The sequence below is a fragment of the Streptomyces sp. WMMB 322 genome, from assembly GCF_900090145.1.
Classification (GTDB): domain Bacteria; phylum Actinomycetota; class Actinomycetes; order Streptomycetales; family Streptomycetaceae; genus Streptomyces.
Genome location: NZ_FMHI01000019.1, coordinates 1 through 24,197 on the forward strand (window position 1 = coordinate 1; position 24,197 = coordinate 24,197).

Here is a 24,197-nt window from a genome sequence, read left to right on the forward strand (position 1 = left end):
GGTGAGGATCTGGGCCTCGTCGTTGATCACTTTCGTCGAGAACAGCGGCTCACCGTTGGCATCAACAGCCACCGCCCAGTGATGCCCTTTGCCCGCATCGATGCCGACCCATATACGCGGGTGAGACGTGTTCAAGCCCGTCACTCCGTTCCTCCGTGATCACCGTTTCACGGCCCGAGGAGCACTCCGCCGACAGGTCCCTAACCAGCGATGACCGCAGTTCTCAATCAGTGGTCGGAGCGTCCCGGAGGACCGGGCGGCCATTCTCCTGGAGCCATCAGCGGCAACAACCCATCAGCCACACCCGGTCCTCCCGGACCGGCCGACATTCTTAGGGAAGACCCATGTGCCTGGCAGTACCCGGCAAGGTGCTGGAGATCAAGGAGCGGGACGGCACCCGCATGGCCACGGTCGATTTCGGCGGTGTGGCGAAGGAAGTGTGCTGCGAATACCTGCCGGACCTGCAAGCCGGCGAGTACGCCATCGTCCACGTCGGCTTCGCGCTGCAGCGGCTGGACGAGGAGTCGGCGCGGCAGACGCTCGCACTGTTCGAGGAACTCGGGTTGCTGGAGGAGGAGTTCGGCGACCCCTGGGAGCTGGCTGCTCAGGAGGCGGCGAAGTGAAGTACATCGACGAATTCCAGAACCCGGAACTCGCCCGCAGACTGGTGGAGGACATCCACGCCACCGTCACCCGGCCCTGGGCGCTCATGGAGGTCTGCGGCGGCCAGACGCACTCCATCATCCGGCACGGCATCGACCAGCTGCTGCCCGACGAGGTGGAGTTGATCCACGGACCGGGCTGCCCGGTGTGCGTCACGCCGCTCGAAGTCATCGACAAGGCCCTGGCGATCGCCTCCAGGCCCGAGGTGATCTTCTGCAGCTACGGCGACATGCTGCGCGTGCCCGGAACAGGGCGTGACCTCTTCCGGGTACGCAGCGAGGGCGGAGACGTCCGTGTCGTCTACTCGCCGCTCGACGCCCTGCGCATCGCGCAGGAGAACCCCGAGCGGGAAGTCGTCTTCTTCGGAATCGGCTTCGAGACGACGGCGCCGCCCAACGCCATGACGATCCACCAGGCGCGCAAGCTGGGCATCCGCAACTTCAGCATGCTCGTCTCGCACGTCCGCGTGCCGCCGGCGATCGAGGCGATCATGCAGTCGGAGTCGTGCCGGGTGCAGGGGTTCCTCGCCGCCGGGCACGTGTGCAGCGTGATGGGCACCGGTGAATACCCGCAGCTTGCCGAGCGGTTCGGGGTGCCGATCGTCGTGACGGGCTTCGAACCGCTCGACGTGCTCGAGGGCGTGCGCCGGGCGGTGCGGCAGCTTGAGCGGGGCGAGCACACCGTCGACAACGCCTACGCGCGCGTGGTGCCGCCCGCGGGCAACCCGGCCGCGAAGGCGATGCTCGACGACATCTTCGAGGTCACCGACCGGTCCTGGCGGGGCATCGGCGTCATCCCCGGCAGCGGATGGCGACTGGCCGCCCGCCACCGGGAGTTCGACGCCGAGTACCGCTTCGCGGTGACGGACATCGACACCCGCGAACCAGAGGAGTGCCGCAGCGGCGAGGTGCTGCAGGGGCTGCTCAAGCCGCACGAGTGCGAGGCGTTCGGGACGACCTGCACGCCGCGCACCCCGCTCGGGGCGACGATGGTCTCCAGCGAGGGCGCCTGCGCTGCGTACTACCTCTACCGCCGGCTGGAGAGTTCGGGCAGCGGCGCGGAACAGCCCGCGTTGACGGCCGCCCCGGCTGCCGTCAACGCCCCCCGCACCCCGGACGGCACGAGCACCGCACCCGCGTCCGCACCGCTGGAGGGAAACCCCGTTGTCTGAGACCACCGGCCTCGCCGAGCCGAACACATCGACCGCCGCACCGGACTTCTCCGGCTGGACGTGCCCCGCTCCGCTGCGGGACCAGCCCCGCGTGGTCATGGGCCACGGCGGCGGCGGAACCCTCTCCTCCGAACTCGTCCAGCACATCTTCGCGCCCGCCTTCGGCGGTGAACTGCTCGCCGGGCTCGCCGACTCGGCGGCCGTGACGCTGGGAGGAACGCGGCTGGCCTTCTCCACCGACTCCTTCGTCGTACGGCCGCTGTTCTTCCCGGGCGGCAGCATCGGTGACCTCGCCGTCAACGGAACCGTCAACGACCTGGCGATGAGCGGCGCACGGGCGGCCTATCTCTCCTGCGGTTTCATCCTGGAGGAGGGGGTCGAGGTGCCGCTCGTCTCGCGGGTCGCCGAGGCCCTGGGGGCCGCGGCCCGCGCCGCAGGCGTCGAGGTCGCCACCGGCGACACGAAGGTCGTCGAGGCCGGGCGCGGCGACGGCGTCTACCTCAACACCGCGGGCATCGGGCTCATCCCCGAAGGCGTGGACATCCGCCCGCAGCGCGCCGTGCCGGGTGACGTCGTCATCGTCAGCGGCGCGATCGGCGTGCACGGAGTCGCCGTGATGAGCGTGCGCGACGGCCTGGAGTTCGGTGTCGAGGTCGAGAGTGACTGCGCCGCGCTCGGCGGCCTCGTCGAAGCGATGCTCGCCGTCACGCCCGATCTGCACGTGCTGCGCGACCCGACGCGCGGCGGCCTTGCCGCGGCGCTCAACGAGATCGCCGTGGCGGCGACGGTCGGCGTGGTCCTGCGGGAGAAGGCGGTGCCGGTGCCCCCGCCGGTGGCCAACGCGTGCGCCGTGCTGGGCCTGGACCCGATGTACGTGGCGAACGAGGGCAAGCTCGTCGCCTTCGTCCCCCGCGAGCACGCGGAGGCGGTGCTGGCGGCCATGCGGGAGCACCCGCTGGGCGCGGAAGCGGCGGTCATCGGCGAGTGCGTCGAGACGCATCCCGGGATGGTCGTCGCCCGCACCGGGCTTGGCGGCACACGCGTCGTGGACCTGCCGGTGGGCGAGCAGCTGCCGCGCATCTGCTGACACGGCGCCCGCAGGCGCGGCGCTCGGACCGGCGGATGGCCGGGGGAGCGGACGTCATGTGGTCCGCAGGTCGTGTTCGGCCAGCGGACCCACCGTCAGCCCCTCGGCCCGGCACCGCATCACCAGGTGCGGCAGCGCGTCCAGCGCCGAGTGCCAGGCCCCCGGGGCGCACGCGTGGTCGGAGTCGTGCAGCAGTACCGTCGCCCCGCCGCTCATCCGCTTCGCCAGCTCCGCGAGGACGCTGTCCGCGTCCGACATCGCCGTCCAGTCGCGGCCCCACGCCGTCCACAGCACCGGGCGCAGCCCGGCCCGCCGCGCCGCGGCCAGCCGCGTCGCGGTGAGGACGCCGTAGGGCGGGCGGTACCACAGCGGCCGCGAACCGGACGCGCGGTGCACCGAGTCCGCGGCGCGCGCCAGGTCGCGTGCGTCGCCGCGAGGCCTTGGATGCCAGAACCTCTCGTGACGCCAGCCGTGCACGGCCAGCTCGTGGCCCTCCGCCACGATGCGCCGTCCCAGCTGCGGATACCGCTCGAGTCGGCTGCCGAGGACGAAGAAGGTGGCCCGGGCCGAGAGCCGCCGCAGCTCCTCCAGGAAGTACGGGGTGCTGAGCGGGTCCGGACCGTCGTCGAAGGTGAGCGCCACGTGGCCGGGGTCGCCGCGGCCGTCCAGGCCCGGGCTGACCGCTCTGCGGACCCCGGGCAGCCAGCTCGCGGCGGGCCCCAGGTGCCAGCCCGCCAGGGCCAGGGCGGCCGCGCCCGTCCACAGGGCCGCTTCGCGGGCGGCTCGGGCGGTCGGGTGGCCGCGGCCCGGCGCTGCCGCGCTCACCAGATCTGTCCCTCGTGATCGCCCGAGACCTCAGGGGTTCTCGCCAGCTGGAAGCTGCCCAGGCCGACCAGCGCCAGAGCCCCCAGCTCCGGGAAGACGAGCACCCCGAGCCGCAGCTTCTCCTCGAAGAGCACCGCGCCCAGCACGAGGCTCATCATTGAGTCGCCCAGAGTGAGCGCGGGCTGCGAGGCCACCAGCGTCCCCGCGCGCAGGGTCATCTGAAGGAGCAGGAAGCTCGCCAGCCCGATCACGGCGACGCCGTAGGTCTGCCACGCCGTCAGCAGGGCCACGAGCCCGTCCGAGAGCCGGGCGACCGCGTCCTTCATCAGTGCCGCCGTGCTGGAGAAACCGAAAGCCGTCGCCGTACCGAGAACCGTCGCCCGGGGCGAGGACGGCAGCCGCGCGGCCAGCAGGATCAGCAGCAGTACGAGGGCCAGCAGCACCGCTCCGACCACCACCCATCGCCCGACGGGCACCCGCGTCGTCCCCGCCGAGGGGTCGATGAGTACGAGGAAGACCCCGAGCCCCGTCACCATCGACAGGAAAGCCCACCATGCGCGGGTGTCCGGGCGACGGTGGAAGAAGACGCTGCCCACGACCAGCGTGAAGAGCAGTTCGGTGGCCATGACCGGCTGCACCACCGCCAGCGGGCCCGCGGCCAGGGCTCCCGCCTGGAAGATCCCGGAGAAGACGAGCATCGCCGTGCCCCACATCCACACCGGCCGGTGAAGGAGATGGGTGAGCCAGGAGAAGCGCCTGCCGCTGGAGGCGATCCGTTCCGTCGCCGCCGCCCGCCGCTGCAGCACGGACGCCGCGGCGTTGGCCAGGGCGGCCAGCAGCGCGAGGACGACACTTACCACCGTCAGCCACACGTTGTTCCGACTCCTAGCCGAAGCGCTGTGCGAGGGACCGGAAGACGCCGGGCGCGGCGCCGTGCAGCCGGGCGGGCATGCCGAGCCACCCGGGCACGTACGCGTCGGGCCTTCCGTGGACCAGGGCTCTGCGCACGGCGTACGCCACCTGCGCGGGCGGCACCGGACGCGGCCGCGTCCGGTGGTACGGGGCGCCGCGGCGCCCGAAGAAGGGAGTGTCCACCGCCCCCGGCAGCACCATCGAGACGCGTACACCGGTGGCGGCCAGCTCGTAGCGCAGGCTGTCGGCGAACGCGATCAGGCCGCCTTTCGTCGCCGCGTACACGGCCTCGTTCCGCACGCCCACGGTGCCCGCCATGGAACCGATGAGCACGATGCGGCCCCTGCGCCGGGCGACCATGCCCGGCAGCAGCAGCCGTACCAGGTGCATGACGGCGGACAGGTTGACCGACAGCAGCCGGTCGATCGATTCCTCGGGCTGAGCGGTGAACGGCCCTGCCCAGCCGATGCCCGCCGCAGCGACCAGCGCGTCGACCCGCCCGCCGTGTGCCACCGCCTCGCGGGCCAGGGCGGCGCGCGACTGCGGATCGGTGACGTCGGCGGGCAGAGCGGTGCCCCGGGTCCGTACCGCCACGTCGCTCAGCCGCTCCTCGTCACGCCCGTTCAGCAGCAGGCGCCAGCTCCCTTCCGCAGCGAGCGTCTCGGCGACCGCCGTGCCGATGCCCGACGAGGCACCGGTGATGAGCGCCACCGGCCGTTGAGTGCCGCGCACCACGAGCCTCCCGGAACCCTCGAACATGACACCCTCCCGTGATCAGGAGCAGGACTCCCAGAATGCTGGCTGTACGCCGCAGCCGCCTGCGGGGATTCGATCGCACAGCAGCGCGAATCACCCGATCGGGCCCGGTTCGGCGCGGCCGTACCGCGGCACCCAAGCAGTCCGTACGGGCGACGGGCCGGGCGTCCGTCACCGATCACCGGATGTGGGGGAGCACTGTGCGGCAACGGTTTCTGCTGCTGAGCGCCAGCATGGGCGCGGGCCACGACGCGGTCGCGGGCGAACTCGCCGACCGGCTGAGCGCCCGTGGTCACTCGGCCCGGATCATGGATGTGCTGACACTGCTCCCGTCGGGGGTAGGGACGGCGCTCCGCTCGGGCTACCGGGGATCGGTCCGGCACGTTCCGCAGCTCTACGCGTGGATCTACGCAGCGTTCCTCGCGCCCCGTCCGGCCGGGCGGGGCGCCGCCGCAGTGCCGAGGCCGGGCAGCGCACCGCTGGCGGCGCTCGCCGAGCGGCCGCTGATGAATGCCGTCGAGAGCTGGCAGCCCGACGCGGTGGTCTCCACCTTCCATCTGTCGGCCCAGGTGACGGGACGTCTGCGCCGGCGCGGAACGCTGCGCATACCGAGCGTGGTGACGGTCGTCGACTTCGCCGTGCACCGCGGATGGCTCCATCCGGGCAACGACGTGTATCTGTGCGTCACCGGAGCCGCCGCACGCACCGCCGCCGCCGTCACGGGAAGCCGGGCGGAGGCGACGGGGCCTGTCGTGCCGGCCCGCTTCGCGGCAGGGGGCACCGGCGGGGAGAGGGGGGAGACGGGGGAGAGCGGGGAGACGGGCGCGGGTTCCGCGTACTGGCGGGGGGAGTTCGAACGGTTCGCTCCGGGCAGGCCGGTCGTCCTGCTCTCCGCGGGAGCGTGGGGTGTCGGGTCCGCGCTGACGGACACCGCAGGGGAACTGGAGGCCGCCGGTTTCTGCCCCGTACTGCTGTGCGGCGCCGACGAGAAGCTGCACCGGCGTGCCGCGTGGCTGCCCGGGACGCTCGCACTGGGCTGGGTCGAGGACATGGCCGGACTGATGGCCTCCGCGCACGCGCTCGTCGACAACGCGGCGGGGCAGACCGCCGCCCAGGCCCTTGCCGCCGGGCTTCCGCTGATCGGATACCGGCCGCTGCCGGGCCACGGCGCAGAAGGCATACGGGAGATGGCGGACGCGGGACTGACCGAACTCGCCGCCGGCCGGGAGGAGTTGGCCGCCGCGCTGGAGCGGGTCGTGCGGCCGGGCCCGGTGCGCGAGCAGCGCATACGCCGTGGCCGCGACCTCTTCCGTGCGGACGCAGCGCAGCGGATCACCGATCTCACCGTGGCGGGAGTGCGGGCGGCCTGACGGGCCGAAGGCCTTGACGGACCGACGGACCGACGGCCTGACGGGCCGACGGCTTGGGGCCCGGGGGCCCGGCCCCGCCCGGCCCGCCCTGGTCAGGACTTCGGCCGGAGGGGCGCCGTTGCAGGACGGGCCCCGGTCGGACCCATGGCGCCGCACCGGCGGCGGGCCGGAACAGCCCCGGCCCCGCCCGACGGCGGGGCAGCGCGCCCCCGCTGACCGCGAGCCTGACTGCCGCTCTCGACGAGGCCCGGGACCGGCCGTCAGACCGGCCGAGCAGCTGCGGGTGCCGGCCGTCGGACCATCGCACCGGGACGGGTGCGGAACGGTGCGGAACGGCGCGGCACGCGTGGCCCGCTCGGCCGTGTCGCCGGCGGCGAGTCCCACGGGGAGCTCGGCCGTCGGCCGGGCAGTCAGCCCGTCCCGGCGCCGTCCTGGTCGGCGATCAACGCGACCCACCCGTACGGCAGTTCCTCGCCGTCGAGGGTGATCGCTTCGACGGTACGGGTCCGGGGGTCGACGTCCGCCTCGACGCCTTCACCCGCGTAACGCGGATAGCCGCTCTCACCCTGCGCGCCCGTCGCCCGTACCGTGATCACCCGGAGCACGGGGCCGTGCTCCGGGTGGCCTTCGATGTCGGCCGTCTGCGGCTGCAGAAGGATGTCGTAACTGGCTTCACCAGGACGCATGTCACCGACGATAAGTCCGCGTGCCGCCGGGCGCCTCCCGCGAGGGCGAGCCGGGGGCCGGCCGGGGCGAGGCCGTGGCCGCTCCCGGCCGGGGCGGGCACGTCTACGGGCGGGCAGGGCGGTACTGCCCCGTCCGCGTCAGACGACGCCGTCGGCCCGCAGCGCCTCGACGGAGTCCGCGGAGTGGCCGAGCTCGCCGAGGATGTCCGCCGTGTGCTCACCGGGCGCCGGGACGGGGTCCATGCGGGCGCTCGTTCCGGCGAGGTCGACCGGCGGCAGCAGGGCACGCACCGATGCCCCGGGGACGCCCACTTCGCGCCAGCGGTCGCGGCCGGTGAGGACCGGGTGTGCCAGGAACTCGGCGACGGAGTTGACGCCCGCGCATGCGACGCCGATCCGGTCGAGAGCGGCGATGATCTCCTCGGCCCCGGAGCGGGCGAAACGGGCGGCGACGAGGGCGTTGAGCTCCTCCCTGTGCTCCACACGGTCGGAGGAGGTGGCGAAGCGCGGGTCCTCGGTCAGCGCCGGGTCCTCGAGGAACTCCGTGCACAGAGCGGCCCATTCGCGTTCGTTCTGGATGGAGAAGAGCACCTCCTTGCCGTCGGCCGCCGTGTAGGCGCCGTACGGGGCGATGGTGGGGTGCTGCGTGCCCAGACGCGGCGGCTGTGTTCCCGTGTGCGCGGTGTAGTAGGCGGGCTGGCCGAGCCACTCGGCCAGCGCCTCGAAGAGGGACACCTCGACGGGCCGGACGACGCCGGTGGTCGCGCGGGTGAACAGGGCCGTCAGGACCCCGCTGTAGGCGTACATGCCGGCAGCGATGTCCGCGACGGACACCCCCGCCCTCGCGGGCTCACCGCTGGTGCCCGTCAGGGAGACGAGGCCGGTTTGGCACTGCACGAGAAGGTCGTAGGCCTTGCGGTCCGCCCATGGGCCGCTCGTTCCGTATCCGGAGACGGTGCAGGGGATCAGTCGCGGGTGTGCGGCAGTGAGCTCCTCGGGAGAGAGGCCCAGTCTCGCGGCGGCCCCGGGAGCGAGATTGCTGACGAACACATCGGCGTCTGCGAGGAGTTGGTCCAGCACGGCGCGTCCGCGCTCGTCCTTCACGTCCAGGCTCAGGGACTCCTTGGAGCGGTTGAGCCAGACGAAATAGCTGGAGTGCCCGTGCACCGCCGTGTCGTAGCGGCGGGCGAAGTCACCGCCGCCGGGACGCTCGATCTTGATGACGCGGGCGCCGAGATCAGCGAGCTGACGGGTCGCGAACGGTGCCGCCACGGCCTGTTCGAGGCTGACGACGGTGATGCCGTCCAGCGGCCGTACGCTGCTCATGGGCTCTCCGTTCGTCTCCGTTCGCTCCGTCGGGCTGCCGCAAGCTCCGTCGGTGCCGCTCGATTTGTACGGCCAGTTCATTTGCGCTGTCAATGCGGTCGTGAAGTGCAGGAACTTCAGGTTTTCCTGACCCCGGGCCTGCTTGACCCCGGGCCTGCGCGCTCCACACAATTCCCCTGCTTCGTGCGTACCGGAGCCGCCGCACGCGGCCCCCGTGCGGAAGCGGGAGAGCGAGGAGATGCCGTGTCCGAGTCCCGGCCCGTGCCCGAGCACCAGCCCGGATCCGAGTCAGAGCCCCAGCCCGGGGCCGGGGCCGCGTCCGGGGCCGTGTCCGGCGGTTCCGGTGGCCGCGGCGGCGCGGACGTCCTCCGGGACATCGCACAAAGGTGGCGGCCCGGCCCCGAACACAGCACCGACGCCCTCGACCCGGGACCTTCGGCGGCACTGTCGGCGGTGCTCGGGCTGCCGGAGGCTGCCCCCGTGGCCGGGCAGCCGCTTCCCCCGCTGTGGCAGTGGCTGCACTTCCTGCACTGGCCGCGCCGGGACGAACTCGGCATGGACGGACACCCTCGCGACGGGCGCTTCCTGCCGCCGCTGACGAAGCGGCGGAGGATGTTCGCCGGCGGACGGCTCGAGGTGCACGCACCGCTGACGCTGGGAAGCCCGGCCGAAGTGACCAGCTCCGTCAGCGGAGTCGAGGTCAAGGAGGGCCGCAGCGGGGCGCTGTTGTTCGTGACGGTGCGCGGCGAGTACCGGCAGCAGGGCGCGCTGTGCCTGACGGAGGAGCAGGACTTCGTGTACCGCAGCGGCGGCGGAGCGCCCGTCCCGGAGGGCCTCGTCCCTGACACGGTGACGGCTCCGGGGGCCGGGGCGTCCTGGCAGGTGCCGTGGAACACCGACCCCGCGCTGCTGTTCCGTTTCAGCGCCCTCACGGCCAACGCCCACCGCATCCACTACGACGCCCCGTACACCACGGACACCGAGGGGTACCCGGGGCTCGTCGTGCACGGGCCGCTGCTGGCGCTGTCGATGCTGGAGCTCGTGCGGCGCGAGGCCCCGGACCGTGCGGTGCGTGCACTGTCGTACAGGCTGCGCAAGCCGGTCTTCTGCGGTGAACGGCTGTTGACGTGCGGGGAGCCCGGGACGGAAGGGGCGGCCCGGGAGGACCGGGCCGACGCCGACGCCGGTGGCAGTGGCAGTGGCAAAGTGCGTCTGTGGGTGGCCAGTTGCCGCGAGGCCGCACACGCCACCGCTGAGGTGACCCTCGCGTGACGGGGGCGGCACCCGCGGGCACGAGGGCCGGTGCCTGCCTTCAGGGTGTGGGCACGCCGGCCGGTCGCGCGGGGCGTGAGAACCGCACGGGCACGCCCGGCGAGTACAGCACGCTCAACGGGTCCCCGGCAGGCTGGGGCAGGCCCGCCGTCGTGATCAAGTCCTCGTCGCATTCGGTCAGTTCGGCACGGTGCAGCGGCCAGCGCGGATGGATGTTGGGCAGGTACACCGCCCGGTTGAAGAACGTGTTGTGCATGCCCCAGCGGGCCGTCAGAAAGTGTTCGAGTTCGGTGGGCTCCTCGACCGGCTCGCCGGTCCGTACGGTCATCCGGCAGTGCGCGCCCCGGGGGCCGGGCCAGCGGCGCCTGCTGGCGTAGGTGATGTTCCTGCCATCCCGCCGTACCGACATGCGCGCCCACCTGTAGGGCATGCGGAACGCGGTGAGGGCTACCGCCACGGGGATCAGACGCGAGGCGTCGAGGGAGCGGAAGACCACGCCGCGCCGCCCGTGCCCGTCCACCGAGTACAGGCGCACGTTCGTCTCGGGGAAGCTGCCCAGGTAGGGGACGCCCGGCAGCCGGAGCCAGCCCACCCGGTGCATGCGGAAGGCGACGAGACCGACGTAGGTCCTGCCGTGCAGCACGTCGGGGAAGGTGCCGGGCGGGAGCAGCGGCGCCACGTCCGCGGGGTCCGCCGCCCAGTGCACGAACGCCAGGTCGAGCCAGGACTGAGTGAGCAGCGGCCGCGAAGTGGAGCCCGGCGGCTCGGGCGTGACGGGCTGTGGGTCCCCGGCTGTGTGCGGCACGACTTCAGCATCGCAGACCACCGTCACCGGCGGCGCGCCGGCGCTGGAGCCCGCTGCCGGTCGAGAGAGGGGGGAAGAGGGCGGCGGAAGAGGGCGGAGGAAGCAGCACGGGAGAGAGAGGGAGCAGCCTGGGGGAGTGGAAGCGGCGAGGGGGACACGGCCGGGGAGCGCGACCCGGCGGCGTCCCCCGCGTCAGGTGCTGCCGCGTCAGGACAGCAGCCGCTTCCAGTCGGACTGTGTGAGCTTCCCGCCGGACGAAAGCTTGGCGCGGCGCCTGCGGCTGCGCTGGAGCGTGGCGATCGCGTCCTCGGTCTCCTCACCGCCTGTGGTGCGGGACGAGGAAGTGAGCAGCGGCCAGATGTCGGACCCCAGGTAGCCGGTCTCGTCGGTCCTGCAGTGGTACGCGGCCGAGCATGTGTGGCGCTCGACTCCGTTCCGGGCGGCCAGTTCGGCCACGGCACGCCGGGTTTCCGTACCGAAGACGCCGTCCGTGGGCACCTTGAACCCCACGCCGCGCAGCAGATGCTGGGCCGCCCGGACGTCCGCGCCGACGGCTCCGGGCTTCAGGAGCGGCCAGGCAAGCACGTCGTCGGAGGAGGGGCTGGAGACGCCGAGGACGCCGCCGACCGCGTCGCGCAGCTCCTGGAGGCGGCCGTAGAGGACGTCACCGGGGCACTCGGTGGAGTTGAAGTCCCGGTGGCCCTTGATGTTGGCCAGGTCGGTGCCGTACTGGGACGCGATCCACGCCACGAGCTGCACCAGGGAGCTCCACAGGGCGGCGGGGACGTCCACGTCCGTGTAGAGACCTTCGTTCTCGATCCCGATGACCTCGCTGTTGTGGCCCCCGACGTTGGCGCCCTGCACGTGCTGGGTGCCGCCGCGCACGACGGACAGGCTCTTGTGGCGGCCCTCGAGGCGGAACCCGCCGCGGGAGTTGGTGAACTGCTGGCCGCTGTCGGACCAGCCGTTGCCGTCCATGTGGTGGTTCTGGATGTCCCGGCAGATCTTCATCGCGTGCTCCAGCGAGTAGTCCTCGCTGTTGCCGGGCTCCGCGGTGTGGTGGACGACGATGAAGGTCGGCTTGTGGTCCTCCACGACGATCTCACCGGAGGCGGGCCGTGCGCCCCACTCCTCGGTGCTGTAGATGCGCGGCTCGGCGATCCGGGCGTGCGAGGTTCTCGTGCGGCCGGGCGATGCGGCGGCGTGGGCGGTCCCGGTGGTGGTCAGGCCGATCGCGCCGGCGGCCGTGGCCGCTGCTCCGCCGCGCAGCAGGGCACGTCGGTCGAAGCCTGGCAGTGCTGCCATCTCGGTCTCCTTCGGGAGTGGGAAGGAACGGGGACTCCCGCGCTCGGAGTTCGGGTCACCGATGCGTGGGGGAGACCCGTGGGGAAGCGGGCAGAGCGCTCCTTCCCCCACGGGCCGAAATCGGATTCCGCGCTTCGCCAGTAAAGGCAGTCCGACATGAACGCGACAACCCTGTGGGGGCAATGCGTTGCGGCTTTATCGGAGTTCTGAAAGAAACGCGGGCCACGAATCACCTGTAACAGAGCGAACCGGGCTCCGCCTCCTCTGGTCGGCCCGCTGGAGACGGCCGGCTGGCGTGCCGTCAGCTGACGCTCCTGCAGACGTCGTACACGGCCCGGGTGATGAGGCGAGGTGGTCCGGGCTCGCTCCCTCCTCAAATGGAAGGCCCTGACGCCCCCTTCATGAGACGGGCCGTGGCCGTGCGGTCCGCCGCCGTGAGCGGACGGTGTGTCAGCCGAAGTGGGGGTGCTCCGGCTGCGCCGTCCGTGTCCCCTGCCGTCGTCCGCCGGGAAGTCGGGACGCGCCGATTCCCACTGGTGGTCGGTTCTGGAGCGGCCCTGGACCCTCATCACCGATGCGGCGCGAGCCGGGAGCGACTGGCGCCTTTCCGGGACGACCCGCTGTGCACGGTCCAGGTGGCACCGGCGAGGGGCTGATCAGGCGCTGGGACGGGCCCGGCTGCGGCCAGGGCGGCGTCCGGCCCGGGCGCCGCAGCCAGGGAGCCGCAACGCGGCCGGGGTCGTCGCCCGCCGCTCAGGCCCCGCCGCTCACGCCCCGGCGTTCTCCGCGAAGGCGTCGACGCCTGTCAGCTCTGCCGACAGCGCCCACAGTCGGGACGCCTCCTTCCGGTCCGTCGCGTACTCCCGGACGCCCGACGCCGAGCCGGGCACCACGACACCGGCGCCCGCCGCCGTCAGAGCTCGCGTCGTCTCCAGACCGAGGTCCGAGCAGCCGCCGGTGACGACCGCGAGCTTCCCGGACGGGGTGATGCCGCGCAGGACTTCGGACGCGGTGGTGCCGGCCCCGAAGCCCGAGCCGATCCTCTGCTGAGGTGTGTGTGCTCATGGAGCGCACGGTCCGAATCGGAGTGCGCTCCAGGACAAGCCGCCGGGCCGGGAGGGCGCTCCGCCCGCCGACCGGCGCCACCTGACCACAGCGTCGGGAGTCTCCTGTCCGCGTCCTGCAGCGCCGTCACCCTCGTCGGCTCTGCCCGCTCAGCCGGTGAGGAAGTCGGCCTCACCGGCCTTGGCGCCCTCGATGAATGCCGTGATCTCCTCCGGGGTGTAGAGGAGGACGGGCCCCTCGGGGTCGGTGGACTGGCGAAGTGCCACGCGGCCGTCCGGGAGCTTCTTCGCCTCGACGCAGGCTCCGCCGTTCTGCCCGCTCCAGGGCTTGTGCCAGCCCTCGGTGCCCAGTTCACGTGCGGGCATCCCGTTGCGGACGCGGTCGGCGGGGCCGGTTGCAGCAGCAGGGTTCATCGTCCGAACTCCTTACGCGGGTCGATCGGGCACGTGCGCGGTCGGAGCACGTACCAGTGGTGCGGCCGGCAACGAGACACATGTGAGCGCTTCCAGAGGAACAGACACACCGGCCCGTCGATCCGGCGGACCGCGTGAAGTAGCTGTGTGAGCGTCAACACAAGCGTTTTCCTTGCGACTTCGTTGAAATTATCAGAACGATGCTTGCGGCTTGAAGCCCACAAGGACATAGTGTCAACGTGATGCTGAACACCGGGTGCCCGGAGTTCAGCCCCTCAACCTGCCGGGGCAGGGCCGGGCTTGGGGGGTGCGATGTCGTAATGCAGGGGAGCGCGATGTCGCCCAAGCGCCAACCGGCCCGCGAAGGGCGCTGCCCCCGGATCCGTTTCGCTGCGGCCTGCGAAGCAATCCGGGGGCGGCAGCCCGTCGTCATCGCGCGAACCGCGTCCGTACGACTGCGATGCGCCTCGTCTCGCCTCCTGGACAGGCCAGTTGGGCCTGCATCCGTCGGATGGCCGGCGGAGCCGGCGGCAGTCACTCCGAGCCGCTCCCGGCGGCCGGCCGCAACCGTCTTTCGCCGCCACGCCTCAGGGGCGGTGCGGGGCCTACGAGTTCACCGCGCGGACTGCCCGGCTGCCGCTGGGGCCCGTCCGCGCGGGCGAGTTCACCCCCGCTTCCGGATGTCCGCATCCGCCCACGGGCCCGGCCCCGTCCTCGGGGCCGACGGTGCAGGACGCTCCGGCGTCGCGTGGCCGAGCCGTCGCCGCGGCCACGCAGCAGGGGAAGCAGCAGATCAAGGGGCGCCCGCGCGGAGGCGGCGCCCGGACGCGGCAGCGGTCGGGGACGAAGTGCAGCTGCCGCCCCGTAGCTGGAGCGGGCGGATGCGGGCCCGGGGGATGCGCGTCCGGACGCCCGTCCGGTGGCGTGGCGCCCGGCCGGGGGTTCGGCCGGTGAACTCCCGTGCCCGGCGGCTCACTTCTGGGCTGCGAGCGCCTTTGCCTCCTTGTCCGAGAGGGCCTTCGGGAACGCCCGTACGTTCTTGATGGTCCCCTCGAAGCCGCGTATGAGCTGGTCGCCCAGCCTGGCCCGGCCGACGGCGAAAACCCCCTCCGAGCTGCGGTCCCCCTCCCTGCGGACGGTCTCCTGCAGCTTCCCGTCCACGTACAGACGGATGAGGCCCTCCGGCGCGTCGTAGACGCCGGCGAGGGAGGTCCAGCGGCCGGCCCGCGGTGCGGCGTCGGACTCCGCCTCATCCGCTCGGGAGGTCTGTGTGTCCTCCCGGTGCATCCGCATCTCCCACCGGTCTTCCACCGGGTCGAACTGGAGCTGGAAGGAGCTGACTTCGGTTCCGTCCTGGCTGGCGACGGTCTGGTATTCGTCCTTGTTCCGGAGTTTCACGCGGGCCGAGACCGAGAAGCTGCTGTCGGTGTCGAACACGGGGTCCTGCGTGGCCACCGACTGCTTCCCGAAGAACGCCACGCCGCCGTCCTTGCGGGGTTTCGGCTGCGGATCGCCGATGAGCGTCCCGTCCCGGTCGTTGCCGGTGCTGTCCGGGGCCACGTCGCCCTTGACGTCGTCGAAGAGCCACTCCAGGCTCGCGCCCCGCACCCGCGGTCCGGGCGTACGTCCGTCCTGCCCGCCGGGAGCCTGCGAAGAAGATCCGGGCGACGACGGCGAGCCGGTGGGCGAACCCGACGGGCCGGACCCGCCCGACTTCGACGGTTCCGGATCGGTGGGGGTCTCCTTCGCCGGAGGTGCACCGCTGCTCACAGGCAGCCGGGAGCCGAGCTCCGGAGCGTAGGCGAACGCTGCCACGAGTGAACACACGCTCAGGGCGCCGACGGCCAGCGTGAGCCGTCCGGACCGGACCCTGAACCCGCCGGTGTTCCGCTCGGCGAGTCCCGTTCTCCCCAGCATGTCCCATGTGGCCCTGCCGAGCGCACCCCGGTGGTCGCCGGGAGGCGGAACAGTCCCCTCAGCAGCGGCTCCCGGGGCGGGAGCCGCCCCTTCCCCTCCGGGGACGGCGACCGTCGCGGAGGTCGCTTCCGCCTGCCGGGCAGCGGCGTAGGCACTGCCTCCCCAGGGCAGCAGGGCTTCCACCAGGAGTTCGCCGAAGTCCGTGTACATGCGCCGGAGATCGGCGACCGCGCGGGAGCAGTAGTGACACTGCTGAAGGTGCGGCACCACGTCCGCCGTATTGCCGCCCCTCTGGTCCGCATAGGCCATGACCATCCGGTGGAAACGACGGCAGTCGTCCGTCATCCCGTCGAGGTGAATCTGCTCGTAGGCGTGGTAGAAGTCCCTGTACGCGCGCCTGAGCAGTGCCGAAATCTCCTGGGAATCGGGGGAGTCGGAGCCAAGGAGGCGCCCGATGAAGCCGTCGTCGGCGTGTTCCACCAGGTGATGCCACATCGCCGCCTGGAGGTTGGCCGGCAGCGCGTCGAACGCCTCGGTGACCGTCGATCCGCCGAGGGGCAGCGTGACTCCGCCCCCGTCCGCGAAGGCCGGATCCGGAACGGTCAGCGGCATGCCCAGCCACCCGGCCAAGTCCGCGTCGAGCACGTCGTTTCGACTCGTGCCGGCCGTTTCGGCAGCCGCCCGGAGCACCGAGGCCAATGCACGGGGGCGCAGCGCCCCGGTCCCGCCTGTGCCGTGCGGCCACATGGCGAGCTGCCAGGCACGCTCGGCCAGTTGGTCCCCTGCGGCTTCGTCGCTCACGCACAGGGCGGCGAGCTTGCGGACAGCACCGAAGTGGCGGCGCCTCAGTTCGGTCAGTGCCGCGGCGGCCGGCTCCCCGCCGCCGTGTACGAGTTCGGCCAGTTCGATGTCGGACAGCCACTCGGGTTCCATCCGTAACCCCCCATCGGTCAAGGCGTGGCGTCAGGAGCGGGAAGCCGACGGGCGGGCCGGCGAGTGGGGCAGCAGCGACGTCCACGCTCGTCGGCCCCCACGACCCACCCCGAGGTCGCGGGAACGGGCGGGTTGCCCGTTCCGCCGGGCGCGCCGGCCGTCCTCCGCGATTCAACCAGTCGTCCCTCATGGGGTGGTGTCAGGCCCGGACCGCGATACGCATGCCCTCACGCTCCCTGCCTACGGTATCGACCGCCGCGGACGGTACGGCTCCAGGCGCTGAATTTGGCACAGATCGACAAGGGTTCCGCAGGTTACCTCTCGGTTGCGCGGGTGGTCAGGCCCCTTGGCCGGCCCGGTGGCCCCCGCCGGGACTGTTTCCATTCCCGTCCGCGGGGCTACCCAGTACGCCGACATCGCTGAGAAGGGAGACGAGGATGGCCGGCATCTCCTCGCAGGAGCTGGAGGACCTGTGGAACGAGTTCCATGCGGTGGTGAACATGACGTCCTGCGAACTGGACGAGTGGCTCATGACGCGCTCCGCCGGTGAGGACAGCGAAGCGCTGCCGGATCAGGCGGGCACCCGGAACGGCCGCCACGTGCTGAGCATTCTCGGCAAGCGCCGGGCCGACCTCACCGATGACGACCTGCGCGTCATGCGCAAGGTCGTCGACACCGTCAGCTCCGAGCGTGGCGTCGACATGGAACCCACCGCAGGTCAGCCGAACTGGCGCCACCGTCTGATGACGCTCGGGCACGACCCGTTGAAGCCGCTCACCTCGGACGAGGGCGCCTCCCGTTCGCAGCGGTGATCGGCCTGTGCGTTGCGGGCGGGCCGCAGCAGCGCGGAACCCGCGGGCGGCCCGTATCTCCGGCGGCGGCCCCCGGTGCGGGATCCCGGTGCCGGCCCCCGGCGCGCACAGGACCGCGGGCCGGCGCGCGGCGCGCCCAACTGCTCGACTTCGCCGGGGCGTTGGGCGGTGCGGCCCCGTCGGCCGGTTCTCCGCCCGTCGCCCCGTCCCTGACGGAAAAGCTCAACACCACACCGTTCAGGACCCGTTGACCGGATCGCGGGACGACGGTCCGACGTGACCGCCCGTCCGGTGTGCGGCCGCCGTGCCCTTCCGAGCGCGAGGGTGGATTCCCCGCCGGGAGCGGGGGTACCCCGGCCAACGTTCTCTCTCCAACCCGACTGTTCGAAGGGATACCCCGGGACGATGGCCACACCTGACGGCGCCGCTTCCACGGCGAGTGCGGACGCAGCGGACGAGGCCCCCGGAAGCCGGGACGGGGAGACCCGCGGCACGGTCTTCGTGGCGATGGGCGCCAACCTCGTCATAGCCGGGGCGAAGGTCGCCGGCGGGATCGTGAGCGGCTCCTCGGCGCTGCTGTCGGAAGCCGCTCACTCGGTGGCCGACAGCCTCAACGAGGTCTTTCTGCTGGCCGCCCTCCGGCGCAGCAAGAAGCGGCCCGACAGCAGGCACCCCTTCGGCTACGGCAAGGAACGCTACTTCTGGTCCCTGCTCGCCGCTGTGGGCATCTTCGTCATGGGTGGCTGCTTCTCCTTCTACCAGGGCATTCACGCGCTCGGCAGCTCCGGCGGAGGTCCGTCGGGCGGCTACCTCGTCGCCGTCCTCATCCTTGTCGTCGCGGGCCTGATGGAGGGCACATCCCTCGCGAGGGCGCTCTGGCAGGTCCGCTGCGAGGCCAGGGGGAAGGGCAGAGGCTTCCTGAAGCAGCTGCGCAACGGTGACGACCCGGCCCTGCGTACGGTCATCGGCGAGGACGCCGGCGCCGTCACAGGCGTCCTGCTCGCCCTGGGCGGGATCTTTCTGCACCTGGCCACCGGCGACGGCAGGTGGGAAGGCGTCGCCTCCCTGGCCATCGCGCTGCTGCTGGTCTACATCGCCTACGGCCTCGGCAGGGACGCCCGCGGACAGCTCGTGGGGGAGGCGGTCAGCCACCGGGTCCGGCGGGAGGTCCATGCCTTCCTCGACCGTCAGCCGGAGATCGACGCGGTGACGGCTCTGCTCACCATGCGCCTCAGCCCGGACTCGGCGCTGCTGGCGGCACGGGTCGACCTCGTGCCCGGCGCGGACAGCGAGGAGGTCGAGGAGGTCGCCGTCCGCATCAAGAGCGAGATCGCCGAGCGCTGGAGCGAAGTCGACCACGTCTTCCTCGACATCACCGACGCAGGAGCCTCCGGCCGCCTGCACGCCCAGCAGCTGCGCCGCGATCTGAGCCCGCAGGCGGATTCGTGACGGCCGCACCAGGGGCTCGTCACCGTCCGGGGTGTCCGGGGTCTTCCGGAAAGTGGTGGACGTGCGCGTCCGGGCCCGGGAAGACGAGAGACACGCGTCCGGTGTCCGACCAGCGCACGTCGTAGGGCGGCTCGCCGTCCTCGCGGTGGAGACCGACGATCTCGCCGTCGCGGCGCGGTGTCCCGGCACTCGGACTCTCCACGATCAGGCGGTCACCGACGCTCGCCTTCATCGCAATGCCTCCTCATCGGCCGGTGGCGGCCCGTCAGGCGCCGTGTGTGACGAGGAAGTCGGCGCTGCTGGACAGAGTGGCCAGGTGGGGATAGTCGTCCTCGTCGATGCGCAGACCGGTGCGTTCGATGAGGACTTCGACGATGCCGAGGAAGTCCATGGAGTCGATGTCCAGCGTCTCGCGGAGGGGCTCGTCGGGCGAGAGCCGGGTGAAGTCGGCGTCCGGTACCACCCGCAGGATGGACTCCTTGACCTTCTCCAGCGCTTCGTCGTGGTCCACAACTCCTCCGGATTCTGCGGCAGGCGGCCCACCGGGGCGACTTGGGGCGGGTGGATGACCCCCCGAGAACGTGCGACGGTCATGGGGGGTGAGGTTCGGCGTGCGGGTGGCCGGGCCCGTTTCCGGATGGTTTGCCGGTCATGGCCTCAAGGATCGGTCACGTGAGCGCCCTCCGCGCGCTGAGTGCCGCATGGGCGGCCGCGCCCGGCAAGGGCACGGCACGGCCGTCCGCCGCAGGCTGCACCTGGCGTTGATCGCGGACTTCTGTACCGCAGCGCGGAGTTGGGCCGCCGTTCTGCACGGCCGCAGCTCTGCGGGGCCGCAGGACACGGGCCGCAGGGCGCCGACCGGTGCGGGGGCCCGGCGCCGGGCCGGTGCCGGGCCCGCCTGTGCCTGGCGGGCGCAGGGGCCGGCGCAGCCGCTTGGTCCGTCGCGGTCGCGCAGCGGGACGGCAGTGGCCCCCGGGGGCCGCCCGGCCCCGGGACCTTCGGCCCTGCTTTCGCGCGCCGGGGGCTACGAGCGCGGAAACCGGAAACCCCGGGCGGTGCAAGGTCACGCCCGTCTGCCGGCGGGCCGTGAACCGCTCACCGATCCGGCAGCGTACGGAGGTCCACATGAGCGAGTACCGCCCATACGGGACGGGCCCCCCGAAGACTCAGCAGGAAGAGCGGATCTCCCTGCTGGAGGCGCAGGTCTCGACGCTCGCGGACGCCGTCCGGGCGCTTGCCACGAGCCTGGAGAGCATCCCCACCAAGGACGTCTCCCACGTGGACGAGGCCGCTCGGGGCGCGCGGATGGCGCACGAGATCCTTCTCGCCCGGAACCTGTGACATGCCGCGTGCCGAGGAGGACAGAGCCGAGGAGGACAGAGACATGACGCAGATCGGCTACGCCATGAGCACGCCGCCGGCCAGTGTCGCCCCCAGCGCTTCCCTGGCGGAGGCGGCGCGGCACATGGCCGACGCGCGGGTCGGAGCCCTGCCCGTGGTCGAGGACGACCATGTCGTCGGCCTGCTCACCGACCGTGACCTGGTCGTACGTGCCATGGCCAGCGGACTGGCACCGGAGACGGACGTGCGTACGGTCATGTCCTCGGATCCGGTGACCGTCGACGTCGGCACGGCCGTTCCGGCGGCTCAGCACGCCATGCGGTCCATCGGCGCCCGCCACCTTCCCGTGACCGAGAACGGCAGGCTGGCCGGGATGGTCTCCTTCGACGACCTGTTCTGCTACCTCACCAGCCAGCAGGTGGAACTCGCGGACGTGGTCGACGCGGCCCGCGAGGCCCGCGACCCCCTCCGCGTCCGCCGGAATGAGACGGTCACGGACTGACGCCGGCAGGCGATCCGCCGCAGCGGTGGCGCCCGGCCCGCTGCGGCTCACTCTGCTCGGGGTCGGTGCGATGAACTCGCCGCGCTTCGCCCCCGCCGGTCTGCTCCTGCGCCACGGTGGCCACCGCGTCGTCTTCGACGGAGGTCCCGGGGCGGGGCCTCCGGTGCGTCCTGAAGCGTGGCTGGTCACCGACGAACACGCCGAGCTCCGTTCAGAGCTGCGCCGTATGGCCGCCGGAGACGGCCTCGTCGCCCACGCGGGAGACCTCGACCTGGACGGCGGGGGAGCGGGCGGCCCCGGGCGCGCCGGGCTGCCGGTGTCCGTGCGGGCCTGTCCCGTCGTGCACACCTCGCATTCCGCGTACGGCTACCGCATCGAATGCGGCGGTCTGCTGGCAGTGTGGGCGCCGGAGTTCAAGGACTTCCCGGAGTGGGCCGCGGGCGCGGACCTGCTGTTCGCCGACGCGTCGTCCTGGAACCGCCCGATCCGCTTCCGCGGAGGAGCCGGCGGTCACGCGAGCGTGCACCAGGTCGGGGCGGAGGCCGTCAGGCACGGGGTACGGAGAGTCGTGTACGCCCACATCGGGCGGCCCTGCATCCGTGCGATGGACGCGGGGCTGACGCCGGAGGTGGGTGAGTGGGGCCGGGAGGGGCGGACCTACACCCTCCGCCCACGTCCCGGGGAGGGGCCCGGGGACTGACCCGGTGAGTGACCCGAAGACTGAGAGGCCATCGGGCCGGCCGGGGCGGCTTCCAGGCAGGCGACGACCTCGTCGTCCTCGGTCTGGGCGAAGTCGGCGTAGAACTGTCCCACTCCGAAGAAGTCGCGCGGTGCGTGCAGGCTGATGAGTTCGTCCGCGTCGTCGCCCAGCCGGGTGGTCCAGTCGTACGGCGCCACCGGCACGGCCAGCGCGATCCGTGCGGCTCCCCGGGCGCGGGCGATCCGGCAGGCAGCGCGTGCCGTCGAGCCCGTGGCCACCCCGTCGTCCACCACCAGGACCGTCCGGTTCTCCAGCCGCAGCGGCTCCCGCCCGCCCCGGTACTGCCGGGCGCGGCTCTCCAGGATCTTCCGTTCCCGGGCCTCGGCACGGTCCAGCTGGTCAGGGGTGATGCGCGCCGTGCGCATCACCTCGTCGTTCGTCACGCGCACGCCGCCCTCGCCGATCGCGCCCATCGCCAACTCCGGCTGGGACGGCAGCCCGAGTTTCCGCACCAGGCACACATCCAGTGGTGCGTCCAGCGCCGAGGCGACTTCCGCGGCGACCGGCACCCCTCCGCGGGGCAGTCCCAGTACCACCACGCCGGTGCCCCGGAGGTGCTCCAGCCGGGCGGCGAGCCGGCGGCCGGCGGTACGACGGTCCTCGAAGAACACGATCCGGCTCCCTTCCGGGAGGAATGGGCAACCCCACGACGGCCGCTCGTCCGTCCCTGTGCCTCCATGTTCACTCCGGCAGGGAGCTGACGCCCGTCGCGCGCGAGGGCTCCGCCCCTCTGCGGGGTGCGGGTGCCGCCCTCGCGCGGGTGCGGGGCGGCACGACCCGCGTGAGGATGGAGCAAGGACTCGTCGCATCACGTCCGACTCGGTCACGTCGCCGGGGCAGCGCCCCCGCATTCGCGGGCCCGCCCCGCACCCACGTGGCCCTGCCGCTCGAGGAGGCATCCCATGGACCGAGGACAGGCCCTGGTCCTCACCGGGGGCCCGGACGGCTCCTCCGGAACGCTCGGCGCCCCGGGGCCGGTGGCCCGGGCCGGCTGCCCGTCGCGTCCCTGGGCGCCTCCCGTGGTCCTCGCTCATGGCTGACACGGGCGGCACAGGGACTCCGGCGCCGCTCTCGCACGCGGAGGCCCTGGAGAGCCACACTGCGGTGGTCTTCCTGGCCGGGGACCGCGCGTACAAGGTCAAGAAGCCGGTCGATCTGACGTTCCTGGACTACACCTCGGTGACGGCCCGCCGGGCCGTGTGCGAACGGGAAGTCGAGCTCAACCGCCGCTTCGCGCCCGACGTCTACCTGGGGGTCGGTGAATTCCGCGGTCCGGATGCGGACGTGGCCGAACCCGTCGTGGTGATGCGGCGCATGCCGGAGGAACGACGCCTTTCACGCCTCGCACGGGAGGGCGCGCCCGTCCGCGACGCCGTGCGGGACGTGGCCCGGCTGCTCGCAGCCCACCACGCGCGGGCACCCCGCGGCCCCGAGGTGAGCGAGGAGGGCACGCGCGACGCGCTCTCGTCGCGCTGGGAGGCGAGCTTCGCCCAGGTCCACGAGCTGTCCGGGCAGGGCCCCGTGCCCGACGGACTCCCGGAGGCCGAAGAGCTGGTGCGCCGCTACCTGGCGGGCCGCGAGCCCCTGTTCACCAAGCGGATCGAGCAGGGTCGGGTGGTCGACGGTCACGGGGACCTGCTCGCCGATGACGTCTTCTGCCTCGACGACGGCCCCCGGGTGCTGGACTGCCTGGAGTTCGACGACCGTCTCCGGTACGTCGACGGCCTCGACGACGCCGCCTTCCTGGCCATGGACCTGGAGCAACTCGGGGCGCCGGAGGAGGCCGAGTTCCTCCTCGCCGAGTACAGCGAGTTCTCGGGTGATCAGGCACCGGCCTCCCTGCGGCACCACTACGTCGCCTACCGCGCGTTCGTCCGCGCCAAGGTCTCCGTCATCCAGGCCCGTCAGGGCAGGCCGGGCGCGCAGGCCGCGGCACAGCGGCTGATGACGACCGCCCTGCGTCACCTGCGTGCCTCCGCCGTGGGCGTGACGCTCGTCGGAGGGCTCCCCGGCAGCGGCAAGTCCACGCTGTCCGGCGCGCTCGCCGACCGCCTGGGCGTCACGCTGCTCAGCAGCGACCGCGTCCGCAAGGAACTCGCCGGCCTTGCCCCGGAGCAGTCGGCCGCCGCCCCCTACGGCGAGGGGCTCTACGCTCCGGAGTGGACCCACAAGACGTACGCGGCTCTCCTCGACCGTGCGTCGGCGCTGCTCTCCCAGGGGGAGTCCGTGGTCCTGGACGCCACCTGGTCCGACGCGGATCAGCGCGAAGCCGCAGTGCGCATGGCAGAACGCACCCACGCGGACCTGGTGGCGCTCCACTGCCACGTCCCGCGCGGGACGGCGGCCGAGCGCCTGGCCGGCCGCACGGCCGGAGTCTCCGACGCGGGCCCGGACGTGGCCGACGCCATGGAGGCCAGGGAACCGCCGTGGCCGGAAGCCGTCGGTGTCGACACCGGCGGGGCACTGGAGGCGGCCGTCGCCCAGGCGCTGACAGCCGTCCGTCCGCACGCCCCCGGCCAGGCCCCGGTCTTCCGCCGTCCCTACATGGAGCCGGACTAGGCCCTGTCTGACAAATCCCGTCTGGGTTGCGGTGTCTGGCACGCACTCCCCCAGCCTTCGGCCGGGGGCGCCCCCACGCTGCGTTGTCGATCGTCGGCGCAGCCCGCTGCGCTCTCTCCCCCTGGGCCTGGCGGCCCGGGAGGTACCCCCACCCTCCGCCTTGCGACCGCACGCACCAGACACCGCAACCCACGTCCTGACGGACGTACGACGCTATTTGTCAGACAGGGCCCAGGGGCCTGTCGTCCGGATCTTCGTGGATCGGCCC

Annotated in this window: 25 protein-coding genes and 2 pseudogenes; 12 read left to right on the forward strand and 15 right to left on the reverse strand. The window is 72.5% G+C overall.

Annotated features, from left to right (window positions below; all coding sequences use genetic code 11):
• Window positions 1–135 (reverse strand): IS110 family transposase (locus H180DRAFT_RS29350; RefSeq protein ID WP_139151436.1); only part of this gene is annotated, 135 nt, incomplete at its 3' end.
• A 209-nt stretch (window positions 136–344) separates the two neighbouring features.
• Here H180DRAFT_RS29350 and H180DRAFT_RS24140 point away from each other — a divergent pair.
• Genes H180DRAFT_RS24140 through hypE form a run of 3 tightly spaced genes read left to right on the forward strand, consistent with a single transcriptional unit; the run spans window position 345 to window position 2,921 of the window.
• Entirely contained in the window at window positions 345–623 is a 279-nt protein-coding gene (locus tag H180DRAFT_RS24140; RefSeq protein WP_055488248.1) for a HypC/HybG/HupF family hydrogenase formation chaperone, read from the forward strand.
• Window positions 620–1,834 (forward strand): hydrogenase formation protein HypD, encoded by a 1,215-nt coding sequence (hypD, locus tag H180DRAFT_RS24145; RefSeq protein WP_055488249.1) that lies wholly within the window; start codon window positions 620–622, stop codon window positions 1,832–1,834. The genes H180DRAFT_RS24140 and hypD overlap by 4 nt, the downstream gene beginning before the upstream one ends.
• Complete coding sequence (hypE, locus tag H180DRAFT_RS24150; protein ID WP_055488250.1) at window positions 1,827–2,921, forward strand: hydrogenase expression/formation protein HypE; 1,095 nt, start codon at window positions 1,827–1,829, stop codon at window positions 2,919–2,921. The genes hypD and hypE overlap by 8 nt, the downstream gene beginning before the upstream one ends.
• A 54-nt stretch (window positions 2,922–2,975) precedes the next feature.
• On the opposite strand, the gene H180DRAFT_RS24155 is transcribed toward hypE, so the two are convergent.
• The 3 genes from H180DRAFT_RS24155 to H180DRAFT_RS24165 are packed head-to-tail and all read right to left on the reverse strand — an operon-like array spanning window position 2,976 to window position 5,417.
• Window positions 2,976–3,686, reverse strand: coding sequence for a polysaccharide deacetylase family protein (locus tag H180DRAFT_RS24155; protein ID WP_055488370.1), 711 nt, complete (start codon window positions 3,684–3,686; stop codon window positions 2,976–2,978).
• A gap of 56 nt (window positions 3,687–3,742) precedes the next feature.
• Window positions 3,743–4,612: a DMT family transporter gene (locus H180DRAFT_RS24160; RefSeq protein WP_055488371.1), complete on the reverse strand. Its 870-nt coding sequence runs from the start codon at window positions 4,610–4,612 to the stop codon at window positions 3,743–3,745.
• A 19-nt stretch (window positions 4,613–4,631) separates the two neighbouring features.
• Complete coding sequence (locus tag H180DRAFT_RS24165) at window positions 4,632–5,417, reverse strand: SDR family NAD(P)-dependent oxidoreductase (protein WP_055488251.1); 786 nt, start codon at window positions 5,415–5,417, stop codon at window positions 4,632–4,634.
• 197 nt (window positions 5,418–5,614) lie between these two features.
• On the opposite strand from H180DRAFT_RS24165, the gene H180DRAFT_RS24170 reads away from it, so the two are divergent.
• A complete protein-coding gene (locus tag H180DRAFT_RS24170) occupies window positions 5,615–6,784 on the forward strand; it encodes an MGDG synthase family glycosyltransferase (protein WP_107097759.1) in 1,170 nt (389 codons plus the stop codon).
• 410 nt (window positions 6,785–7,194) lie between these two features.
• Here the strand turns inward: H180DRAFT_RS24170 and H180DRAFT_RS24175 are convergent, their stop codons facing one another.
• Together H180DRAFT_RS24175 and H180DRAFT_RS24180 are read right to left on the reverse strand one after the other, a co-directional pair.
• Window positions 7,195–7,470 (reverse strand): hypothetical protein, encoded by a 276-nt coding sequence (locus H180DRAFT_RS24175; protein ID WP_055488253.1) that lies wholly within the window; start codon window positions 7,468–7,470, stop codon window positions 7,195–7,197.
• A 138-nt stretch (window positions 7,471–7,608) separates the two neighbouring features.
• A complete protein-coding gene (locus H180DRAFT_RS24180; protein ID WP_055488254.1) occupies window positions 7,609–8,796 on the reverse strand; it encodes a CaiB/BaiF CoA transferase family protein in 1,188 nt (395 codons plus the stop codon).
• A 243-nt stretch (window positions 8,797–9,039) separates the two neighbouring features.
• Between H180DRAFT_RS24180 and H180DRAFT_RS24185 the strand changes: the two genes are divergently transcribed.
• The gene (locus tag H180DRAFT_RS24185; protein WP_254666168.1) at window positions 9,040–10,068 is read left to right on the forward strand and encodes an HTD2 family dehydratase; all 1,029 of its coding nucleotides are present in this window, start codon (window positions 9,040–9,042) and stop codon (window positions 10,066–10,068) included.
• A 40-nt stretch (window positions 10,069–10,108) separates the two neighbouring features.
• Here H180DRAFT_RS24185 and H180DRAFT_RS24190 read toward each other — a convergent pair whose 3' ends face one another.
• The 6 genes and pseudogenes from H180DRAFT_RS24190 to H180DRAFT_RS24205 form a co-directional block, all read right to left on the reverse strand.
• Entirely contained in the window at window positions 10,109–10,873 is a 765-nt protein-coding gene (locus H180DRAFT_RS24190) for a YqjF family protein (protein ID WP_055488255.1), read from the reverse strand.
• A 207-nt stretch (window positions 10,874–11,080) separates the two neighbouring features.
• Window positions 11,081–12,178, reverse strand: coding sequence for a peptidoglycan recognition protein family protein (locus H180DRAFT_RS24195; protein ID WP_055488256.1), 1,098 nt, complete (start codon window positions 12,176–12,178; stop codon window positions 11,081–11,083).
• A gap of 767 nt (window positions 12,179–12,945) precedes the next feature.
• Window positions 12,946–13,068 (reverse strand): hypothetical protein, encoded by a 123-nt coding sequence (locus tag H180DRAFT_RS30845; protein ID WP_302622458.1) that lies wholly within the window; start codon window positions 13,066–13,068, stop codon window positions 12,946–12,948.
• Window positions 13,063–13,218, reverse strand: a pseudogene (locus H180DRAFT_RS29360) (oxidoreductase); the annotation flags it as partial. The gene H180DRAFT_RS30845 and the pseudogene H180DRAFT_RS29360, both read right to left, overlap by 6 nt.
• 174 nt (window positions 13,219–13,392) lie before the next feature.
• Entirely contained in the window at window positions 13,393–13,656 is a 264-nt protein-coding gene (locus H180DRAFT_RS24200) for a DUF397 domain-containing protein (protein WP_055488257.1), read from the reverse strand.
• A 972-nt stretch (window positions 13,657–14,628) separates the two neighbouring features.
• Window positions 14,629–16,506 carry a LamG domain-containing protein gene (locus H180DRAFT_RS24205; RefSeq protein WP_055488258.1) on the reverse strand — a complete coding sequence of 626 codons (1,878 nt, stop codon included), beginning with the start codon at window positions 16,504–16,506 and terminating at the stop codon, window positions 14,629–14,631.
• A gap of 437 nt (window positions 16,507–16,943) precedes the next feature.
• On the opposite strand from H180DRAFT_RS24205, the gene H180DRAFT_RS24210 reads away from it, so the two are divergent.
• The gene (locus H180DRAFT_RS24210; RefSeq protein ID WP_055488259.1) at window positions 16,944–17,318 is read left to right on the forward strand and encodes a DUF3140 domain-containing protein; all 375 of its coding nucleotides are present in this window, start codon (window positions 16,944–16,946) and stop codon (window positions 17,316–17,318) included.
• Window positions 17,319–17,723: 405 nt separating this feature from the next.
• Window positions 17,724–18,767 carry a cation diffusion facilitator family transporter gene (locus H180DRAFT_RS24215; RefSeq protein ID WP_055488260.1) on the forward strand — a complete coding sequence of 348 codons (1,044 nt, stop codon included), beginning with the start codon at window positions 17,724–17,726 and terminating at the stop codon, window positions 18,765–18,767.
• 19 nt (window positions 18,768–18,786) lie between these two features.
• Here H180DRAFT_RS24215 and H180DRAFT_RS24220 read toward each other — a convergent pair whose 3' ends face one another.
• Entirely contained in the window at window positions 18,787–18,999 is a 213-nt protein-coding gene (locus tag H180DRAFT_RS24220) for a DUF1918 domain-containing protein (protein WP_079100376.1), read from the reverse strand.
• Window positions 19,000–19,032: 33 nt separating this feature from the next.
• Window positions 19,033–19,278, reverse strand: coding sequence for an acyl carrier protein (locus H180DRAFT_RS24225; protein WP_055488262.1), 246 nt, complete (start codon window positions 19,276–19,278; stop codon window positions 19,033–19,035).
• Between the two features lie 614 nt (window positions 19,279–19,892).
• Between H180DRAFT_RS24225 and H180DRAFT_RS24230 the strand changes: the two genes are divergently transcribed.
• From H180DRAFT_RS24230 to H180DRAFT_RS24240, 3 genes are all read left to right on the forward strand, one after another.
• Window positions 19,893–20,108 (forward strand): hypothetical protein, encoded by a 216-nt coding sequence (locus tag H180DRAFT_RS24230; RefSeq protein WP_055488263.1) that lies wholly within the window; start codon window positions 19,893–19,895, stop codon window positions 20,106–20,108.
• A gap of 43 nt (window positions 20,109–20,151) precedes the next feature.
• Window positions 20,152–20,610 carry a CBS domain-containing protein gene (locus H180DRAFT_RS24235; protein WP_159033602.1) on the forward strand — a complete coding sequence of 153 codons (459 nt, stop codon included), beginning with the start codon at window positions 20,152–20,154 and terminating at the stop codon, window positions 20,608–20,610.
• A gap of 70 nt (window positions 20,611–20,680) precedes the next feature.
• Window positions 20,681–21,310: an MBL fold metallo-hydrolase gene (locus tag H180DRAFT_RS24240; protein WP_074466981.1), complete on the forward strand. Its 630-nt coding sequence runs from the start codon at window positions 20,681–20,683 to the stop codon at window positions 21,308–21,310.
• Window positions 21,311–21,363: 53 nt separating this feature from the next.
• Here the strand turns inward: H180DRAFT_RS24240 and H180DRAFT_RS24245 are convergent.
• Window positions 21,364–21,981, reverse strand: a pseudogene (locus H180DRAFT_RS24245) (phosphoribosyltransferase); the annotation flags it as partial.
• Window positions 21,982–22,272: 291 nt separating this feature from the next.
• Here H180DRAFT_RS24245 and H180DRAFT_RS29970 point away from each other — a divergent pair.
• Window positions 22,273–22,410 carry a hypothetical protein gene (locus H180DRAFT_RS29970; protein WP_159033603.1) on the forward strand — a complete coding sequence of 46 codons (138 nt, stop codon included), beginning with the start codon at window positions 22,273–22,275 and terminating at the stop codon, window positions 22,408–22,410.
• Window positions 22,403–23,929, forward strand: a complete 1,527-nt coding sequence (locus tag H180DRAFT_RS24250) for a bifunctional aminoglycoside phosphotransferase/ATP-binding protein (protein WP_055488267.1) — start codon at window positions 22,403–22,405, stop codon at window positions 23,927–23,929. The genes H180DRAFT_RS29970 and H180DRAFT_RS24250 overlap by 8 nt, the downstream gene beginning before the upstream one ends.
• Window positions 23,930–24,197 lie beyond the last annotated feature (268 nt).

Excerpts from the sequence above, each read along its gene's own strand:
- H180DRAFT_RS24235 (WP_159033602.1), top strand. The coding sequence starts at position 20,152 with ATGACGCAGATCGGCTACGCCATGAGCACGCCGCCGGCCAGTGTCGCC.
- H180DRAFT_RS24230 (WP_055488263.1), top strand. The coding sequence starts at position 19,893 with ATGAGCGAGTACCGCCCATACGGGACGGGCCCCCCGAAGACTCAGCAG.
- H180DRAFT_RS24220 (WP_079100376.1), bottom strand. The coding sequence starts at position 18,999 with ATGAAGGCGAGCGTCGGTGACCGCCTGATCGTGGAGAGTCCGAGTGCC.
- H180DRAFT_RS24215 (WP_055488260.1), top strand. The coding sequence starts at position 17,724 with ATGGCCACACCTGACGGCGCCGCTTCCACGGCGAGTGCGGACGCAGCG.
- H180DRAFT_RS24200 (WP_055488257.1), bottom strand. The coding sequence starts at position 13,656 with ATGAACCCTGCTGCTGCAACCGGCCCCGCCGACCGCGTCCGCAACGGG.
- H180DRAFT_RS24175 (WP_055488253.1), bottom strand. The coding sequence starts at position 7,470 with ATGCGTCCTGGTGAAGCCAGTTACGACATCCTTCTGCAGCCGCAGACG.
- H180DRAFT_RS24250 (WP_055488267.1), top strand. The coding sequence starts at position 22,403 with ATGGCTGACACGGGCGGCACAGGGACTCCGGCGCCGCTCTCGCACGCG.
- H180DRAFT_RS24165 (WP_055488251.1), bottom strand. The coding sequence starts at position 5,417 with ATGTTCGAGGGTTCCGGGAGGCTCGTGGTGCGCGGCACTCAACGGCCG.
- H180DRAFT_RS24180 (WP_055488254.1), bottom strand. The coding sequence starts at position 8,796 with ATGAGCAGCGTACGGCCGCTGGACGGCATCACCGTCGTCAGCCTCGAA.
- H180DRAFT_RS24240 (WP_074466981.1), top strand. The coding sequence starts at position 20,681 with ATGAACTCGCCGCGCTTCGCCCCCGCCGGTCTGCTCCTGCGCCACGGT.
- H180DRAFT_RS24210 (WP_055488259.1), top strand. The coding sequence starts at position 16,944 with ATGGCCGGCATCTCCTCGCAGGAGCTGGAGGACCTGTGGAACGAGTTC.
- H180DRAFT_RS24195 (WP_055488256.1), bottom strand. The coding sequence starts at position 12,178 with ATGGCAGCACTGCCAGGCTTCGACCGACGTGCCCTGCTGCGCGGCGGA.
- H180DRAFT_RS29970 (WP_159033603.1), top strand. The coding sequence starts at position 22,273 with ATGGACCGAGGACAGGCCCTGGTCCTCACCGGGGGCCCGGACGGCTCC.
- H180DRAFT_RS24205 (WP_055488258.1), bottom strand. The coding sequence starts at position 16,506 with ATGGAACCCGAGTGGCTGTCCGACATCGAACTGGCCGAACTCGTACAC.
- H180DRAFT_RS24140 (WP_055488248.1), top strand. The coding sequence starts at position 345 with ATGTGCCTGGCAGTACCCGGCAAGGTGCTGGAGATCAAGGAGCGGGAC.